The sequence below is a fragment of the Hyphomicrobiales bacterium genome (assembly GCA_002869065.1).
Lineage (GTDB): Bacteria > Pseudomonadota > Alphaproteobacteria > Rhizobiales > Rhodobiaceae > Rhodobium.
This window is the reverse complement of the sequence record PKTR01000002.1, coordinates 319,512-337,665: the sequence shown is the minus strand read 5'-3', so window position 1 is coordinate 337,665 and position 18,154 is coordinate 319,512. Positions and strand designations below refer to the sequence as shown.

Here is an 18,154-nt window from a genome sequence, read left to right as displayed (position 1 = left end):
CCTTGTGTGCAACACGACGGTTCCCTGGTCGGCCCGCCGTCTCCCCTTTTTACGTGTGCATTTTTTCGCGCTGCCGCCCGCCAAAAGCGCCATCGGATCCGACAGGATGCCGATCAGGCATGATGCGTGCCGGATGTGACGGTTTGACGGTCCGCCGCGGTGAAGTTTGTGCGATTGTGCCGATCCCTGACCTGTTCAGTTCCGCTTCCCTGTAGTCTTTGCCGCCGGCCCGCTTCGATGTCCTGTTCCATAGGCTTTTCAGCGGTTTGGGAGACCTGCCGAGAAACCGTTACGCCAGTGAACTGGCTTGGAGGTGCCGGAACGAGGAGGCTGTTTCCGTTCCGACGATGTGGCCTTTGGCCATGATAAGGACGAATCGGGAGACGGCTTCGAGATGCCGCTTTTGCGCTAGACTATAGTCGATAGGCCGACCCGTCTATTCAGGGTCTTACGGAGGCGGCCTCCTGTCGCGGGCAAGGCCGCGCAGTGCGGCAGGAAGCGGAGCGTTTCCGTCAGGCAACGTTCATTGTGGTATCCCGAAAATCAGAAAAACAGATTCGCTGGCAAATGGTTTTGAACAATAAATTTCTGCTCACTGCGGAAAGAAAAAATGTTTACCGGCTTACTTTTTCCGCCTAGCCTTCCCCTGGGAGTAGAGATGCGAGGTTTCTCAAGACCGGAAAACCGGCGGAGCGGCATCGCATGAGAAAAGCAGAGGGGACTAGCATCATGAAAACGTCATTCATGCGTTCGTTGTTCGGTGCCGCCGCGATGGCGCTCGCCCTGACCGGGTATGCCGAAGCCGAAACCATCACCGTTTACACCGCCTACGAAGAGGACGAGGCGCAGGCCTTCCTCGCCGAGGCCAAGAAGGCGCTGCCCGACATCGACGTGCAGATGCTGCGTCTGTCGACCGGCGATCTCGCGGCTCGCATCATCGCCGAATCCGACAACCCGCAGCATGATGTGCTGTGGGGTTTCGCCGTCACGTCGATGGTCAATCCGAAGATCCTCGAAGGTCTCGAGGCCTATGCGCCGAAGGGCATCGAGGCGATCCCGGCGCGTTTCCGCGATGCCGACAACAAGTGGTTCGCGGTGACCGGCTACATGGCCGCATTCTGCGTCAACACCGAGCGCCTTGCCTCCAAGGGGCTGAAAATGCCGACGTCCTGGGCCGATCTCACCGATCCGTCCTACAAGGGCGAGGTCGTGATGCCGAACCCGGCGAGCTCGGGCACCGGCTACATCCAGATCGACTCGCTGCTGCAGCTCATGGGCGAGGAAAAGGGCTGGGCCTTCCTTGGCGAACTCGACAAGAATATCGCCCAGTACATCAAGTCGGGCTCGAAGCCCTGCAACACGACGGCCGCCGGCGAATACACGATCGGTGCGTCCTTTGCCCTGCGCGCGGTGAAGAACATCGACGAGGGCTATCCCCTCGCCATGGTGATCCCGTCGGAAGGCGCCGGCAACGAGCTTGAAGCCAACGGCCTCGTTGCCGCCTCCAAGAACAAGGATGCCGCCAAGCGGTTCCTCGACTGGACGGTGAGCCAGGAAGCCGCCAACGCCTATTTCCAGTGGAAGGCGATCGTCACCATTCCGGGCGGCACCATGCCCGAGAAGTTCACCAAGGCCGGCATGCCGGCGGATGTGGCCTCGATTCTCTTCCCGGTCGATTTCATGGCGGCCGCCAGCGAGCGCACCCGCATCATCGAGGAATGGCAGAAGAAGTTCGAACGCTGATCCCGCTCCTCCGGGACCGGCTGTCCGGGTGAGGGGTGACCCTTTGGCCGGACGGCCGCCTCCGACATCGGCGCGGCGGGACTCCTGCCGCGCCGCATTCTGTTTCCGGCCCGACGGACAAGAGGACGGCGTTCCATGGATCTTTCGCTGCGCAACATCGTCAAACGGTTCGGCGCGCTGACCGCGCTTGACGCGGTCTCGCTCGACGTTCCCGTAGGAACCTTCGTGTGCTTCCTCGGGCCGTCCGGTTGCGGCAAGACCACGCTGCTGCGCGTCATCGCCGGCCTCGAGACGGCGGAAGAAGGCGAGATACGGCTCGGCGCCGCCGACCTCTCCCGCGTGCCGGCGCGCGAACGCAATTTCGGTGTCGTGTTCCAGTCCTATTCGCTGTTTCCCAACATGACGGCGGCCCGCAACGTCGCCTACGGTCTCGAGTGTCGCGGCTGGAAAAAGCCCGACGCCAACGCCCGCGTCGACGAGATGCTTCGTCTCGTTCACCTCAGCGACCACGACCACAAGCTGCCCTCACAACTGTCGGGCGGCCAGCAACAGCGCGTCGCGCTCGCCCGCGCCATTGCGCCCAATCCCTCGCTGCTGCTGCTCGACGAGCCGCTGTCCGCGCTCGACGCCAAGGTGCGAGAAGGGCTGCGCGGCGAGATCCGGGCGGTCCAGCACCGGCTCGGAATCACCACCATCATGGTGACCCACGATCAGGAAGAGGCGCTCGCCATGGCCGACCTGATCGTCGTCATGCGCGCCGGCAGGATCGAACAGATCGGCTCGCCGTCCGACCTCTACGAGCGGCCGGAAACCTCCTTCGTCGCCGACTTCATCGGCCGCATGAACCTGCTGCCGACCGCCGCCAACGGCGACGGCCGCGCCGCCTTCGCCGGAACACCGCTTGAAGTGACGGGGGCAACCGTCGAACCCGGCACGACACTCGGCATTCGCCCCGAAGCGATCGCCATCGAGCCGGCGGGAGCAGCCGGCGCCAACCGGGTTGCCGGCAGCGTTGCCGAAGTCGTTTTCCTCGGCAATCTGACCCGGGTCTTCGTGACGCCGCAAGGCGCGGCAGGTGATATCAGCGAACCGCTCATGGTCGAGGTGCACGGCCCCGGCGCCATGCCCGCCATCGGCGACGCCGTAACGCTGCATCTCCCCGCCGACACGCTGCGGGTGCTCGCATGAGCGCGCCGGCCGCCACGGTCGAGGAACGCTCCGGGATCGACCGCGACAAGGCGTTCTCCTGGGGGCTGACGCTGATCGTCGCCATCCCCATGGTGCTGTTCCTCATCCTGCCGCTCGTCACCATTCTTATCCGAAGCCTTGAGACCGGCGACGGCTACGGGCTCGGCAATTTCATCTCGACCTTCGGCGCAGGGCGGTTCTGGGGACTGGTCCGCAACAGTCTGACCATGGCGACGATTGCGACCCTCGGCGCCGTGACGATTGGCTATTTTTATGCCTACACGCTGCAACGCACCCTGGTGCGCGGGCGCAGCGTACTGCGGCTTATCGCCATGATGCCGCTCTTCGCGCCCTCACTCGTTCAGGCGCAGGGCCTGATCCTGCTGCTCGGCCGCAACGGCGCGTTCAATCGCTTCCTCGGTTTCGATTTCGACATTTACGGTCCGGTCGGCACCTGCATAGCAAACCTGCTCTATGGCTTTCCCTATGCGGTTCTGATCCTGTCGGCGGCGCTGGCAACCGCCGACGGGCGGCTCTACGAGAGCGCCGAGGGGATGGGCGCCAAGCCTTTCCGCATCTTCCGCACCGTGACCCTGCCGGCAACGCGCTACGGCATCGCGGCTGCCTGCTTTGTCGTCTTCACGCTGGTCATGACCGACTTTGGCAATCCGATGGTCATTGGCGGCGATTTCAACGTGCTCGCGACCGAGGTCTACAATCAGGTGATCGGCCAGGCCCAGTTCGGCCTCGGCGCTGTCATCGGCGTCGTGCTGCTGGTGCCGGCGATCACCGCGAAGCTGCTCGAGAAACGCATCACGCGCAATCAGCATGCCTTGCTGACGGATCAGTCGAAGCCGCTCATCATCAAGCCGTCGCGCAAGCGCGATCTCGGTTTCGGCGTCTTCACCTATTCCGTTGCCGCCGTGCTGATGTCGGTGATCGGCATCGTTATCGTCGCGAGCTTCGTCAGGCTGTGGCCCTACAACATGACGCTGACGCTCCGCCACTATCAGTTCGACGTGCAAAATGGCGCTGAACCGTTGTGGAACAGCGTGTTCGTCGCGCTGTCGAGCGCGGCGTTCGGCGTTCTGGTCGCCGGCCTTGCCGCCATCGTGGTGCAGAAGTTCCGCACTCCGCTCACCGGCCCGTTGTCGCTGCTGTCGGTGCTGCCCTCGGCCGTGCCCGGCATGGTGCTTGGCCTCGGCTATGTGCTCGCCTTCAACGATCCCTCGAACCCGTTCAATTTTCTCTACGGGACCTTCGCGCTAATCATCATCCTCAACGGCTACTACAATCACAGCCAGGCGTTCCTGATCTCCTCGACCAGCCTGAAGCAGATCGGCGGCACCTTCGACGAGGCCTCCACGATGCTTGGCGCCGGGGTCGGCCGGACCTTGCGCAAGGTGACGCTGCCGTTGATCTGGCCGACCTTGCTCGGCGTTGGTGTGTTCTATTTCATGCGCACCATGGTCTCGCTGTCGGCGGTGATCTTCCTAATCACCCCCTCGACCCAGGTCGCCTCCGTATCGGTGCTGCAGCTGTCCGATCGTGGTGCCATCAATCAGGCGGCGGCCTTCTCTGTCTGCATCATGGCGATTGTCGTCGGCTGCCTCTTGGCGGTGCGCATCCTGCTCAACCTCACGGGCCACAAGGCGGTCACACTGATCCGCTGATCGAAACAGCTGGGCGCGACCGGCGAAACGGGCGGGGCATGACCCCGCCCGCCTGCGTTCGGCATGATCGCTTTCCAGATTAAGTGAACATGGGTTATTTACATTGGCCGGGATTCCAATTAGTAACTAATGGTCACTTAACGCAGGAGCCAAACATGACCGCTTCAGCCACCCCCGGCCGTCGGGTGCTCATCACCGGCGCGAGCTCCGGCATCGGGATGGCCTTCGCCCGGCAACTGGGCGCCGGCGGTCATGATCTTGTGCTCACCGCGCGGCGTGAGGAAAACCTCCGCTCCCTCGCCGACGAAATTCGCGACCGTCACGGCGTTGCCGTCGACTATCTGACCGTCGATCTCGCCGAGCGGGATGCGCCGGCCCGCATCGACGCGGCGATTGCCGCGCGCGACTGGAAACTCGGCGGGCTGATCAACAATGCCGGCTTCGGCGCCCTCGGTCGCTTCGAGCGCATCCCAGTGGAGCGCCAATGCGGCATGATCGATGTCAACGTCACCCGCCTCGTCGAGCTCAGCCACCGCATGATCCCGCATCTGCAAGGGGCGCCCGGCGCCTTCATCATCAATGTGGCCTCGGCGGCAGCCTTCCAGGCGATTCCGAAATTTGCCGTCTACGCTGCAACCAAGGCCTTCGTCCTGTCGTTCAGCGAGGCCTTGCATGAAGAGTTGCGCGGCAAGGGCATCACGGTGAGCGCGCTCTGCCCCGGCGCCACCGACACCGAGTTCGCGGAAGCGGCGAACATGACCCATTCGGGCCTGTTCGACCGTGGCGTGATGACCGCGGACGACGTCGCCCGCATCGGTCTGGCGAAGCGCAAGAACGCCATCGTCGTTGCCGGCAGCCGAAATCTGGCATCCTCGGTCGCGGCCAAGCTCGCACCGCGCTCGGTTGCGCGCAAGATCGCCGGCTGGATCGTGAGCTGATGACCGCGATCCGCCAGCGTGCCCGCGGCGAGGAGCAAAAGGCCGAACGCCGCCGGCAGATCCTCGATGCCGCCGAGGTGCGCTTTGAGACCCGGACGTTTGCCGAGGTGAGTCTTGCCGACATCGCCGCCGATGTCGGCGTGACCAAGGCTGCGCTCTACCGCTATTTCGCCAGCAAGGAATCCCTCTTCATCGGCCTGTTCGATCGCGCCTTTGCGCACCTGCACGAAGCTGCGACAACGGTCGATGCTGCAAGCAAGGCGGACGCCTTGGCTACGATCGTCCTGTCGAGCCGGCTTTATTGCCGCCTCAGTGCGATCATGAACACGGTGCTCGAGGCCAATCTCGACGAGGAAACCGCGCGCGCCTTCAAAAAGAGCGTCGTCGCCAATCTCGAACAGCTTGCCGGGCTATTGGTCGAGCGGGGCGTTCTCGATGCGAGAAATGCCGTTTCCGACCTGCTTCGTGTCCAGGAGGCGCTGGTCGGCTGCTGGCACATGTCCCACCGAAGCCCAATCGTCGCCAGCCTCGTGCGCGAACCCGAATTCCAGCTCCTCGCGACCGACTTCGAGATCAGCCTGAGAGCGCATATCGCAGCCCTGTTCGGACCACGACCCTAGCCCAAAAACGAGAGACTCCGCGGTTTCCACAAGCCTCGAGAGCGCCGAAAAAAAGGAATCGGCTTCATACTTTTGGTGTGCTAGAAAATGTGATCACATTTGGCAGGCGCCGCCGCCCCGGAGAACGGGGAGGGCGGGAAAACGCGCTGCCGCCCAACCAGAATCAGGTGCAATCATGTCGACGAATTCCGAGGTTTCCAGCCGTAAGGACGGTGCCATTTCCCGTGGCGTGGGGGTGATGACGCAGATCTATGTGGATCGTGCCGAAAACTCCGAAATCTGGGACATCGAAGGCCGCCGCTATATCGATTTCGCGTCCGGCATTGCTGTGCTCAACACCGGCCATCGGCATCCCAAGGTGATGGAAGCCGTCAAGGCGCAGATCGACCGCTTCACGCATACCTGCCATCAGGTCGTGCCATACGAGAACTACGTCGCGCTCGCCGAGCGGCTCAATGCCATGGCCCCGGTCAAGGGCGACGCGAAGACCATTTTCGTCACCACCGGCGCCGAAGCCGTCGAGAACGCGGTCAAGATCGCCCGCGCCGCGACCAAGCGCTCGGCGGTCATCGCTTTTGCCGGCGGCTTCCACGGCCGCACCTTCATGGGCATGTCGCTGACCGGCAAGGTCGCGCCCTACAAGATCGGCTTCGGCCCGATGATGAGCGACGTGTTCCACGCACCGTTCCCGGTCGAACTGCATGGCGTCTCGGTCGACGATTCGATGGCCGCGCTTGAAAAGCTGTTCAAGGCCGATGTCGAGCCGTCGCGCGTTGCCGCGATCATTGTCGAACCGGTTCAGGGCGAGGGCGGCTTCTACGCCGCGCCGCGCGAGTTCATGGCCCGCGTGCGCAAGGTTTGCGACGAGCACGGCATCGTTCTGATCGCCGATGAGGTGCAGACCGGCTTTGCCCGCACCGGCCGCATGTTCGCGATGGAGCATTTCGATGCTGCGCCCGATCTGGTGACCATGGCCAAGAGCCTCGCCGGCGGCTTCCCGCTGGCCGCCGTCACCGGCCGTGCCGAACTGATGGACGCGCCCGCACCGGGCGGTCTTGGTGGCACCTATGGCGGCAACCCGCTCGGTATCGCAGCTGCCCATGCGGTTCTCGACGTGGTTGAGGAAGAGGGCCTGTGTGCCCGCGCCGAAGCGCTCGGTTCGCGGCTGAAGCAGCGCCTCGAAGCGATGCGCGATGCGATCCCCGAGATCGTCGACATTCGTGGCCTCGGCTTCATGAATGCGGTCGAGTTCAACACCGTCGACAAGGCGACGCCGAACGCCGACATGGCCAACCGGGTGCGCATGAAGGCGTTGGAGAAGGGTCTTATCCTGCTGACCTGCGGTGTCTACGGCAACGTCATCCGCTTCCTCGCTCCGATCACCATCCAGGACGAGGTGTTCGCCGAGGCCCTCGATATCCTCGAGGAATCGATCCGCGAAGCCAGCGAAGGGGCTGCTTGATGCTCGATACCGTGACGCTGAAGTCCCGCCTGAGCGATCCCTCGCTTCTGGTGGCGGACGGTTATGTCGGCGGCGAATGGGTGGCTGCCGACAACGGCGCCACCTTCGACGTCACCAATCCGGCGACCGGCAAGACGGTTCTCGCCGTGCCCGATATGGGCGCGGCCGAGACCGCGCGCGCCATCGACGCCGCCTATGACGCGCAGAAGGACTGGGCCGCCCGCACCGCCAAGGACCGCGCCGGGCTTCTGCGTCGCTGGTACGAGCTGATCATGGCCAATCAGGAAGACCTCGCCGTCATCCTGACCGCCGAGATGGGCAAGCCGCTCGCCGAGGCGCGCGGTGAGATCGCCTATGGCGCGTCCTTCGTCGAGTGGTTCGCCGAAGAGGCGAAGCGCGTCTATGGCGAGTCCATTCCGGGCCATCAGGCGGACAAGCGCATCGTCGTCATCCGCCAGCCGGTCGGCGTCGTCGGCGCGATCACGCCGTGGAACTTCCCGAACGCCATGATCACCCGCAAGGTGGCGCCGGCGATCGCGGTCGGCTGCACGGCGGTCGTCAAGCCGGCCGAACAGACGCCGCTGTCGGCGATCGCGCTCGCGGTTCTCGCCGAACGGGCCGGCATTCCCGCCGGCGTCTTCAACATCATCGTCGGCCAGGACGGCCCGGCGATCGGCCAGGAACTGACCGGCAACGACAAGGTCCGCAAGATCACCTTCACCGGCTCGACCGAGGTCGGCCGTATTCTGATGCGCCAGTGCTCGGATCAGATCAAGAAGGTGAGTCTGGAGCTTGGCGGCAACGCGCCCTTCATCGTCTTCGACGACGCCGATCTCGACGCCGCGGTCGAAGGCGCGATGGCCTCGAAGTATCGCAACGCCGGCCAGACCTGTGTCTGCGCGAACCGGCTCTACGTCCAGGCCGGCGTCTATGATGCCTTCGCAGAAAAGCTCGCCGCGGCTGTGGCCGAGATGCAGGTCGGCGACGGCTTCGAGGAAGGCGTGACCACCGGCCCGCTGATCGACGAGCAGGGTCTCGCCAAGGTCGAGGACCACATTGCCGACGCGACCGCCAAGGGTGGCAAGGTCATTCTCGGCGGCAAGCGCCACGAGAAGGGCGGCATGTTCTTCGAGCCGACCATCATCACCGGCGTGACGAAGGCGATGAAGGTCTCGCGGGAGGAAACCTTCGGCCCCGTCGCGCCGCTGTTCTCCTTCGACACGGTCGAGGACGTCATTGCCCAGGCCAACGACACCGAATTCGGCCTCGCCGCCTATTTCTACGCCCGCGATCTCGGTCGCGTCTGGCAGGTGGCGGAGCGGCTCGAATACGGCATCGTCGGCATCAACACCGGCATCATCTCGACCGAGGTGGCGCCGTTCGGCGGCATCAAGCAGTCGGGTATCGGCCGTGAGGGGTCGCGCCACGGCATCGAGGATTTCCTCGAGATGAAATATCTCTGCATGGGCGTGTGATCACACGACCACGAAAACGAAGAAAAACGCCCCGTCGGATTCTCCCCGCGGGGCGTTTTGCGTTTGGCGCAGCGGCATCTACAGGCCGCGCTGCGCGGTCGCGATCTGCCGCGTCAGCATGTCGATAACGGGCGCGATTTCCTCGAGCGAAAGCCGCCCATGGGACTGCAGGAAGGTGGCGATGTCGCGCCCGCTGTAGCGGCCGATCACCCGCCCGTCTTTCAGCGCCAGCCGTTCGCGGGCAAGATCGACCGCGCGGTCGTGACAGATCAGGCAGCGATTGCGGAACAGCGAACCGAGCTCGAAGATTCGCGTCAGATGATCGAGCATCACCGGGACCTCTTCCTTCGACAGCCTGCCATGCCCGTTGACCAGCAGATCGTCGATCGCCGCGCCGCGATGCTTGCCGACGATGGTGCCGTCTTCGTCGCGTTCAAGCGCTGAGGGAACGAACTCGCCGGCGTGCGGTGGGTGGCAGCGCACGCAACGCGCTTCGTAGAGCGCGTGCGGATCGATGGTCTGCATCAAGGTTTGCGCACGTCCGTCCACCGCGGCGTAAGGCGCCAGCATCAGTGCGGCGAGGCCCGTGAAAAGAGCGAGGAAAACAATAACGGGGCGACAGATCGACATTGCCGGCACTCCTGCACCGCATCGCAATAACCGAAAATGCTGACCCTGACGACCCCTTTGCGATCTTCTCAAATTTTAATACCGCATTGCGGCAATCTTTTGATCATGAAGGAGAAATCGCGGAACTTCCCGCTGCGCGGCTAGCCCTTGGTCACAGCGCCGGCAAGCACGTAGCCTGCGCCATGCACGGTCTTGATGTGGATCGGGTTGGCCGGGTCCGGCTCGATCTTGCGGCGCAGCCGCATGATGTGCACATCGATCGCCCGGTCGCCCGAATAGGTCGAGCGACCACGCGCGATATCGAGCAGCCGATCACGGTCAAAGACCGTTCCAGAATGTGTGACGAGTGCATATAGAATATCGAATTCGCTGCTCGTCAGACCGGCATCCGCGCCACCGTCACGCTGCGAAACAGTGCGCGCTTCGGCATCCAGCACCCAGTCGCCGAAGGTGAAGGTCTTGTGGTGCGCGGCCGCCGGCGCGCCGTCGTCCGGCTGCGCTGCGGCGGCGGGTTGAAAGCGGCGCAAAACCGACTTGATACGCGCCAGAAGCTCACGCGGTTCGAACGGCTTGGTGACGTAGTCGTCGGCGCCGAATTCCAGCCCGACGACACGGTCGAAGGTCTCGTCGCGCGCGCTCAGCACGACGATCGGCATGTTCGAGCGCAGCCGGACTTCCTTCGTCAGCTCGAAGCCGTCGCGATCGGGTAGACCGATGTCGAGAACGCACAGGTCGATTTCCTCGCGCTCCAGAACACCAAGCATGTCGGCGCCCGTTCCCACGCACGTCACCTCGTAGCCCTGCTTCACGAGGTAGCGCTCGAGAAACGAGGTGATCTGCGGATCGTCGTCAACGACCAGAATACGGTCGGCCATGGTCATGCCCGATCTGCGCGCGGGTGAAACACCTTGCCGGCTCCGGCAAAAGGCCCGGCTGGTAATGTCCATACTTCGGCGGTCTTTGCAAAACCAGTCTAAACGGTCACGATGCGCCCGCAAATGGAGGCATCGGTCTCTCATGGCCCTACCGTGGTTTTCGTCCCATCACTGGATTCGCGCACGCATCGTCGGCTTCGGCGCCGCCGGCCTGCTCGCCGCCACCGTGCTGGTCGGTCTCTACACCGGGCTGGAAACGGACCGCCGCTTTTCCAGCATCAAGGAGGCCTGGCTGACCTACGCCGAGAACGCCGACCGCAAGGGCGTGTGGATCAGCGAAATCCGTGGCCAGCTCGGTTATGGCGGCATCATTCACAACTTCAAGAACTATGTGCTGCGCAAGGACCAGTTCTATTACGACCGCCTGAGCAAGCAGTTGCCGGCCTTTCACAACGCGGTTGCCGCCTATCGCGACAGCAATCCGTCGCGCGCCGAACGGCTCGCGCTCGACGAGATCGAACGGACCATCAAGTTCTATCAGTGGAAGATCCCGATAGCGCGCCGCGCGGCGAAGGAAAACTGGCCCATCGGGCGCACCGACACGCTGGTCAAGGTGGATGACACCAAGGCGATCCGCGCCCTGCAAACGCTCGAACACGTCTGGCGCACCGAGCGCCGCGACTCGACCCAGAGCATCGTGCTGTCGGTGTCCGAAGGCGAACGGCTGATCACGCTCGGCTTCATGTTCCTGTTCGGCCTCGGCGTCGTCGCGCTGATCCTCTACGGCCTGTTTTATGCCCTGATCCACGAACTGAACGCCACCGTCGAACGCCTCACCGAGGAACTGACCGAGCGCCGCCGGGCCGAACGGGCCGAACGCAAGCTTTCGCGCGCCATCGAGCAGAGCCCGACGACCATCGTCATCACGGATACGGACGGGCGCATTGAATACGTCAACCGCAAGTTCGAGTTGCTCACCGAGTTCCCGCGCGAGGAGGTGATTGGCCGCACGCCGCGCTTCCTGCAGTCTGGCGACACCTCGCCAACCACCTATGAGCGCTTGAAGAAACTGTTGGCGGCCGGCCGCGAATGGCACGGCGTGTTCCGCAATCGCACCCGCTCCGGCGGCCATTACTGGGCCGAAACCAGCATCCTTCCGCTTAAGGACGACAACGGCAAGGTGATCAATTTCATCGGCATCGGCGAGGACATCACCGAGAGCCGCAAGGTCAAGGAACAGGTCGCCCGCGCGCAGAAGATGGAAGCCGTCGGCGTGCTCGCCGGCGGGATCGCGCACGACTTCAACAACATCCTCACCACCATTCTCGGCAATGTTCACCTCGCCAATCTCGACGTGCCCGAAGACAGCGAGATCGGCGAGGAACTCAGCCAGATCGAAATCGCCGCCAAGCGCGCCCAGGCGCTCGTTCGCCAGCTGTTGACCTTCGCCCGCCGCCAGCCCGGCGCACCGGTCACCCTGCGTGTCGCCGATGCGGTGGAAGAGGTTCTGCGTCTGGTCCGTGCCTCGATCCCGCCGACCATCGAGCTGTCCTTCGAAGGCGGCGACAGCGATCTCGCAACCCGCGCCGACCCGACTCAGCTTCATCAGGTGCTGATGAACCTCTGCCGCAATGCCGCCGAGGCGATCGGTGCGGAGCAGGGGTCGATCCGGATCACCCTGTCATCCATGGCAGCGCCGCCGCCGGAAATCACCGAGGCGGAACAGTCGGACGGCGCCGGACGAACGGAATTCGCTTCCGATACCAGCTGGCTGCAGCTCACCGTCGCCGACGACGGTCCGGGCATCCCCGCCGACTACGCCAGCCGGATTTTCGATCCTTTCTTCACAACCAAGCCGATCGGCAAGGGGACGGGCCTTGGCCTGTCGGTCGTCAACACGCTGGTGCACGACATGGACGGCACGCTGTCCTTCACGAGCGAGCCGGGCGAGGGGACGACCTTCACCATGTGTCTGCGCGAGGTCCCGCCCGAGGAATCGGTCGAAAGCGGTGTGACGGCAACTCCCGGAGGCCACGAAAAGATCCTGCTCGTCGACGACGAGGTCGATCTGGTGACCACCTACCGCCGACTGCTGATGCGGCTCGGCTACATGGTCGAGGCCTACAGCGACCCGAAAACCGCCCTTTCGGTGTTCAACGCCAATCCCCGCCGGTTCGATGCGGTGGTCACCGATCTGGTGATGCCGGAGTTGAGCGGCAGTGCGCTCGCCAAGGCTGTCCGCGAGGCCAAGCCGGAGTGTCCGGTCATCATCTGCACGGGCTACCGCGCGACCGACCTGGAACTCGCTCCCGACGCGCATCTTTCGGTGATGGAAAAGCCGATGGACCCGAAACAGCTCGCCCGCACGCTGCGCCGTCTGCTCGACACGCCGCCCTCGACGCAGGCTGAAGCCTGATCCGCTTGCCGAACGTCAAAGACGCCAGCGAGCCCGTGGATTAAGGCTTTTCGCGACACACCCGAGGCCGTCGTTACATTTCGTTACATCTCGCCATCATTTGTAACCTCCGGACGGCTCGGACGAAAAAGCGGCGTTACATCCCCCCACTAGAGTCGCGTCCATCGGCTGAACGCCGGTGTGCGATCGCGCCAGCCAAATCGTCGCAATATTCCGCCCCTCAGAACTGGCTGCGCGATCGCACCGCTCACCTCCGCTCACCGGGGAGGTGACGGGTAGACCCGCTCAAGGCCGCGGGTCCCGGGGGACGAGGCAGTCATGTTCGCAGCACGCAAGACCAATGTGGCGTATTCCGCGCCCGAGGAGCACGATTGCGGCTGCTGTGAATTGGCGCGTTGCCCGCTCAAACCCCACATCACCGCAGCCCGAGACGAGACTGGGGTCAGCCCGCAGCGGCTGATCTCGCTCGCCCGCGGCACGCGTCTCGTCGGCGGTCTCAATCCCTGCCGCCGTCTGTGGGTGGTGGTCAGCGGCCTCGTCGGCCTGTCGACAACGCTTGCCGACGGTCGCCGCCAGATCACCAGCCTGAACACATCCGGCGATATCCTCTGTCCCGTTGGCGGTGCCGAAGGCGTCGAATCCTGGGTCGACATTCTGGCCCCCAGCCAGCTTTGCGAAATCGATCTCGCGGCGATGATATCCACCGGGCTCGCGCCGGCCCTGTCGGCCAGCCTGTTCCGCGCCACCCACGTCCAGCTCGAGCGCTCCAACGCCAATCTCATCATGCTCGGCCGCTTCGACGGTCTGGAACGTGTCGCGCTGTTCCTTGCCGAAATGACCTATCGGCTGGGCGATCCCTGTCCCGGCGGCTATCGCGTCACGCTGCCGTTGAGCCGCGAGGACATCGCCGACTATCTCGGCCTCAACGCCGAGACGGTCAGTCGCCTGTTTACCCGTATTCGCAAGAGCCGGCTGGTGACGTTCCTTTCACCGACCGATTTCGTCGTCCACGACCTCGACGGTCTTGCCGGCCGCGCGCCGACCGCCGCCGGTTTGAGGCCCGCCGCCGAGGCCGCCCGCCACAATGGCGGGGGCGACGACCATCCCGCATCCGACCCCTCGGCCGGGCCCTCGGCGCGCGGCCGGTTCTTCAACGGAGCCCCGTTCGAAAGGCAGTCACAGTCATGATCGTAGAACTCGGCCATTTCGCGCTCTGCGTTGCCCTCGTGGTGGCCCTGCTGCAGGCGGTCGTGCCTCTGGCCGGCGCCCATCGCGGCACCGTCGGCGCCATGCAGTTCGCCGACAGCGCCGCGCAAATCCAGTTTCTGGCCGTCACCGGTGCCTTTGCCGCGCTGGTCTACGCCTATGTCGTCTCCGATTTCTCCGTCGCCAACGTGGCGCTGAACTCCCATTCCACGAAGCCGATGCTCTACAAGGTCACCGGCGTGTGGGCGAACCACGAGGGTTCGATGCTCCTGTGGGTCTTCATGCTGGCGCTGTTCGGTGTGCTGATCTCGCTGTTCGGCGGCAATATCCCGCTCAGCATGCGCGCTCGCGTACTGGCCATTCAAGCCCTCATCGGTTTCGGCTTCCTCGCCTTCATTCTCGCCACGTCGAACCCGTTCGAGCGTCTGCCCGCGCCGCCGGTCGACGGTCGCGGCATGAACCCGTTGCTTCAGGATCCGGGCGTCGCCTTCCATCCGCCCTTCCTCTATCTCGGCTATGTCGGTTTCTCGACGGCTTTCTCCTTCGCCGTCGGCGCGCTAATTGCCGGGCGCATCGACCCGAGCTGGGCGCGCTGGATGCGGCCCTGGATCCTGATTGCCTGGTCGGGCCTGACGCTCGGTATCGCGCTCGGCTCCTGGTGGGCCTACTACGAACTCGGCTGGGGCGGTTTCTGGTTCTGGGATCCGGTCGAAAACGCGTCCTTCATGCCCTGGCTGCTCGGCACCGCGCTGCTGCACTCCGCGATCGTCGTTGAAAAGCGTGACGCGCTGCAGAAATGGACGATCCTGCTCGCCATCCTCACCTTCGGGCTGAGCCTGATCGGCACCTTCCTGGTGCGCTCCGGCATTCTTTCCTCGGTGCACGCCTTCGCGCAGGACCCCGAACGCGGCGTGTTCATTCTGGGTCTGCTGATCATCGCCATCGGTGGCGCGCTGGCCCTGTTTGCCGCCCGCGCCTCGACGATCAATGGCGGCGGCCTGTTCACCCCGTTTTCGCGCGAAGGCAGCCTGCTGCTCAACAATCTGCTGTTGGCCGCCGGCGGCGGCGCGGTCTTCGTCGGCACGCTCTACCCGCTGTTCGTCGACATCTTCACCGGCGAAAAGCTCACCGTCGGTGCGCCCTACTTCAATCTGACCTTCATTCCGATGTTTGCACCGGTCGCGCTGGTCGCCGCCATCGGTCCGATGCTGTCCTGGAAACGGGCCGATGCCCGCGCCCTCGTACAGCGCCTTTATGTGTTGCTCGCCGCCGCAATCGGCGCCTGCGTGCTGACCGGCATCTTCGCCAGCCGTGCCGATATCCTCGGCTATGCCGGCATGGCGGTCGCCGCCTGGCTGATCGCAGGAACGCTGAGCGATTTCGTCGACCGCGCCGGCTTCGCCCGCGTCGGCTTCCTCGGCGGTCTGCGCCGCGCCTTCGGCCTACCGCGCTCGAGCTACGGGCTCTATCTCGGCCATGGCGGCCTGGCGCTTGCGATCCTCGGCGTCACAGCGATTTCCGTCTGGCAGGCGGAAGGCATCCAGGTGCAGAAGCCGGGCGATGTAGCCGAGGTCGGCGGCTACGGCTTCACGCTCGTCGAGGTCAACAAGGGCGAGGGCCCGAACTATCAGGCCGAGATCGCCACCATCACCGTCAAGCGCGGCGATGAAGCTGTCGGCACCATGTATCCCGAGCGCCGCTGGTATCCGGTCGAGGGCAAGGCAACCACCGAAGCCGCCATCGACACCCGTTGGCACGGGGATCTCTATGCCGTCATCGGCGATCCGGATGGCAAGGGCGGTTGGGTCACGCGCTTCTATTACAATCCGGGCGTCGTGTGGATGTGGGTCGGCGGCGTGCTGATGGCGTTCGCCGGCATGGTGTCGCTCGCCGACCGGCGGCTGCGCATCGGCGCCCCGGCGCGCCGCGCCAATCGTGCGACCCGCAGCAAGGCCGGTCGCAAGGCGGCACCCGCCGCGATCCTCGCCCTCGGCTTGCTCGCTGCGATGGGTGGCGACCGGGCTGCTGCGCTGACGGCCGACGAGTTGCTGCCCGATCCGGCGATGGAGGCAAAAGCTCGCGAAATCGGCAAGGAACTGCGCTGTCTCGTCTGCCAGAACGAGTCGATCTTCGACTCCAACGCCTCGCTCGCCCGCGACCTGCGCATCCTGGTGCGCGAGCGGCTGCAGGCCGGCGATGATGCTGCTGCCGTGAAAGGCTACGTCGTCGACCGCTATGGCGATTTCGTTCTGCTGAAGCCGCCGGTCAAGCCGACGACCTACGTGCTGTGGGCCGCACCGGTGCTGTTCATCGCCATCGCGTTCCTGATCGGCGGCGCCTACTACCGCCGCAGCGGCAAGGACGTGGCCGGGCGCGCAGCGCTCAGCGCGGAGGACCGCGATGCGGCCCGCAAGATTCTCGAAGGAGGGGCACAATGATGTTCTGGCTCGCCGTCGCTGCCATCACCGCGGTTGTCGCGCTGTGGCTTGCCCGTCCGTTCCTCGCCCGCAAGCGGACGGTCAGCATGGAATCCGACTACGCGATTTCGGTCTATCGTGACCAGATCGACGAACTGGCCCGGGACCGCGATCGTGGCCTCATCGGCGAGGACGAATACCGCGCCGCCGAGGAAGAGATCGAACGCCGCACGTTGAAGGCCGCTCGCCAGCTCGACACCAGCCCCGGCGTCGTGCGCCGCATGCCGGCCGCAGCCGCCGCTGTCGTCGTCGTTGCCGGCGCCGCCTCGCTTGGCCTCTATTGGACTTACGGCAATCCTGCCATGCCCGACCTGCCGCTTGTCCAGCGCAAGATGGATCTGCTCGCCGAAGCCGCCAAGGGCGGCGATCTGAAGAGCCGCGTCGCCTATCTGGCCGAAAAGACCAAAAAGGATCCGAAGAATTTCGAGGACTGGTGGATGCTCGGCCAGGCCTACGCGATGCTGCAGAATTACACCGAATCCGCCGAGGCCTACCGCCACGCCGTCGAACTGTCTAAGGAAGACCCCGGCGTCGTCGTCGCCTATGCCGAGGCGATCACGCTGGCGAATGGCAACCGCGTCGTCCCGGCCGCCCGTATCGCCTTCACCCAGGTGATCACGAAGCGGCCGAAGGACCCTCGCGCCCGCTATTATCTGGCGCTCGCCAAGGCGCAGACGCAGGATTTCGAGGGCGCGCTCGCCGACTGGATGGCGTTGAAACGGGAATCCGCGCCGGAAGCACCGTGGATGCCGCTGGTTCGCCGCGACATCACCAATATGGCTCGCTTCCTCAAGGTCGATCTGAAGACGTTGCTCCCCGATGCGACCGCCGCCGAACTCTCCAAGGCTGGCAATTTCGCGCTCGGCGACGAAAAGGCCAAGGTCGAGGAACGCATCGCCGAACTCAAAACAAATCTCGGCAACGAGCCGAAGGACTACAAGTCGTGGATCGAGCTGGCGACGCTGCAGGCGCGCATCGGCGAAAACGAGACCGCGAGTGCCTCGCTCGATACCGCCCGCGATCGCTACAAGGCCGCGCCCTTCATCGTCGCCAAGCTCGACGAGGCGGCTCGCGCGCTCGGCCTCGATGCGGTCAAGCCCGCGGCGTCTGAACCCAAAGGCCCGACCCAGCAAGACATCGCCAACGCCGCTTCGATGAGCGAAGAGGAGCAGGGCCAGATGATCGATGGCATGGTCGAGGGCCTTGCCGCGCGGCTTGAGGAGAATCCGAAGGACATCAACGGCTGGATCATGCTGATCCGCTCCTATTCGATACTGCACGACAAGGAGCGTGCGGAGGCGGCACTCGCCACGGCACGCACCCATTTCGAGGGCGATACGACCGTTCTCGCCCAGTTGGAAGAAACCGCGAGCGCAATCGGCATCGCGCAATAGCTCAGCAGCCGACAGCCGTCGGTTTTCGGGCCCGGAAACGCCAATTTCTGACCTCGG

At 64.4% G+C, this 18,154-nt stretch carries 13 protein-coding genes; 11 read left to right on the top strand and 2 right to left on the bottom strand.

Going from position 1 to position 18,154, the window contains the following annotated elements:
* Positions 1-744: 744 nt before the first annotated feature.
* The 7 genes from C0606_05295 to gabD all read left to right on the top strand — a co-directional run bounded on the left by C0606_05295 (position 745) and on the right by gabD (position 9,099).
* Positions 745-1,743 carry an iron ABC transporter substrate-binding protein gene (locus tag C0606_05295; protein PLX38686.1) on the top strand — a complete coding sequence of 333 codons (999 nt, stop codon included), beginning with the start codon at positions 745-747 and terminating at the stop codon, positions 1,741-1,743.
* A gap of 135 nt (positions 1,744-1,878) precedes the next feature.
* Positions 1,879-2,931: an ABC transporter ATP-binding protein gene (locus C0606_05290; GenBank protein ID PLX37697.1), complete on the top strand. Its 1,053-nt coding sequence runs from the start codon at positions 1,879-1,881 to the stop codon at positions 2,929-2,931.
* Positions 2,928-4,604 carry an ABC transporter permease gene (locus C0606_05285; protein ID PLX37696.1) on the top strand — a complete coding sequence of 559 codons (1,677 nt, stop codon included), beginning with the start codon at positions 2,928-2,930 and terminating at the stop codon, positions 4,602-4,604. Before C0606_05290 ends, C0606_05285 begins: the two co-directional genes overlap by 4 nt.
* A gap of 155 nt (positions 4,605-4,759) precedes the next feature.
* A complete protein-coding gene (locus tag C0606_05280) occupies positions 4,760-5,542 on the top strand; it encodes a short-chain dehydrogenase (protein PLX37695.1) in 783 nt (260 codons plus the stop codon).
* Entirely contained in the window at positions 5,542-6,162 is a 621-nt protein-coding gene (locus tag C0606_05275; protein ID PLX37694.1) for a TetR/AcrR family transcriptional regulator, read from the top strand. The genes C0606_05280 and C0606_05275 overlap by 1 nt, the downstream gene beginning before the upstream one ends.
* A gap of 175 nt (positions 6,163-6,337) precedes the next feature.
* Positions 6,338-7,624 (top strand): 4-aminobutyrate--2-oxoglutarate transaminase, encoded by a 1,287-nt coding sequence (gabT, locus tag C0606_05270; GenBank protein PLX37693.1) that lies wholly within the window; start codon positions 6,338-6,340, stop codon positions 7,622-7,624.
* Complete coding sequence (gene gabD / locus C0606_05265) at positions 7,624-9,099, top strand: succinate-semialdehyde dehydrogenase (NADP(+)) (protein ID PLX37692.1); 1,476 nt, start codon at positions 7,624-7,626, stop codon at positions 9,097-9,099. Before gabT ends, gabD begins: the two co-directional genes overlap by 1 nt.
* A 78-nt stretch (positions 9,100-9,177) precedes the next feature.
* Here the strand turns inward: gabD and C0606_05260 are convergent, their stop codons facing one another.
* Together C0606_05260 and C0606_05255 are read right to left on the bottom strand one after the other, a co-directional pair.
* Positions 9,178-9,729, bottom strand: coding sequence for a hypothetical protein (locus C0606_05260; GenBank protein ID PLX37691.1), 552 nt, complete (start codon positions 9,727-9,729; stop codon positions 9,178-9,180).
* 140 nt (positions 9,730-9,869) lie between these two features.
* Positions 9,870-10,610 carry a DNA-binding response regulator gene (locus C0606_05255; protein ID PLX37690.1) on the bottom strand — a complete coding sequence of 247 codons (741 nt, stop codon included), beginning with the start codon at positions 10,608-10,610 and terminating at the stop codon, positions 9,870-9,872.
* On the opposite strand from C0606_05255, the gene C0606_05250 reads away from it, so the two are divergent.
* From C0606_05250 to ccmI, 4 genes are all read left to right on the top strand, one after another.
* Positions 10,603-13,020, top strand: coding sequence for a hypothetical protein (locus C0606_05250; GenBank protein PLX37689.1), 2,418 nt, complete (start codon positions 10,603-10,605; stop codon positions 13,018-13,020). The two genes, C0606_05255 and C0606_05250, sit on opposite strands and share 8 nt — an antisense overlap.
* 318 nt (positions 13,021-13,338) lie before the next feature.
* Positions 13,339-14,208 (top strand): hypothetical protein, encoded by an 870-nt coding sequence (locus C0606_05245; protein PLX37688.1) that lies wholly within the window; start codon positions 13,339-13,341, stop codon positions 14,206-14,208.
* Positions 14,205-16,664, top strand: coding sequence for a heme lyase NrfEFG subunit NrfE (locus C0606_05240; GenBank protein PLX37687.1), 2,460 nt, complete (start codon positions 14,205-14,207; stop codon positions 16,662-16,664). Before C0606_05245 ends, C0606_05240 begins: the two co-directional genes overlap by 4 nt.
* Positions 16,661-18,097: a c-type cytochrome biogenesis protein CcmI gene (gene ccmI, locus C0606_05235; protein ID PLX37686.1), complete on the top strand. Its 1,437-nt coding sequence runs from the start codon at positions 16,661-16,663 to the stop codon at positions 18,095-18,097. The genes C0606_05240 and ccmI overlap by 4 nt, the downstream gene beginning before the upstream one ends.
* The last annotated feature ends 57 nt before the right edge of the window (positions 18,098-18,154 follow it).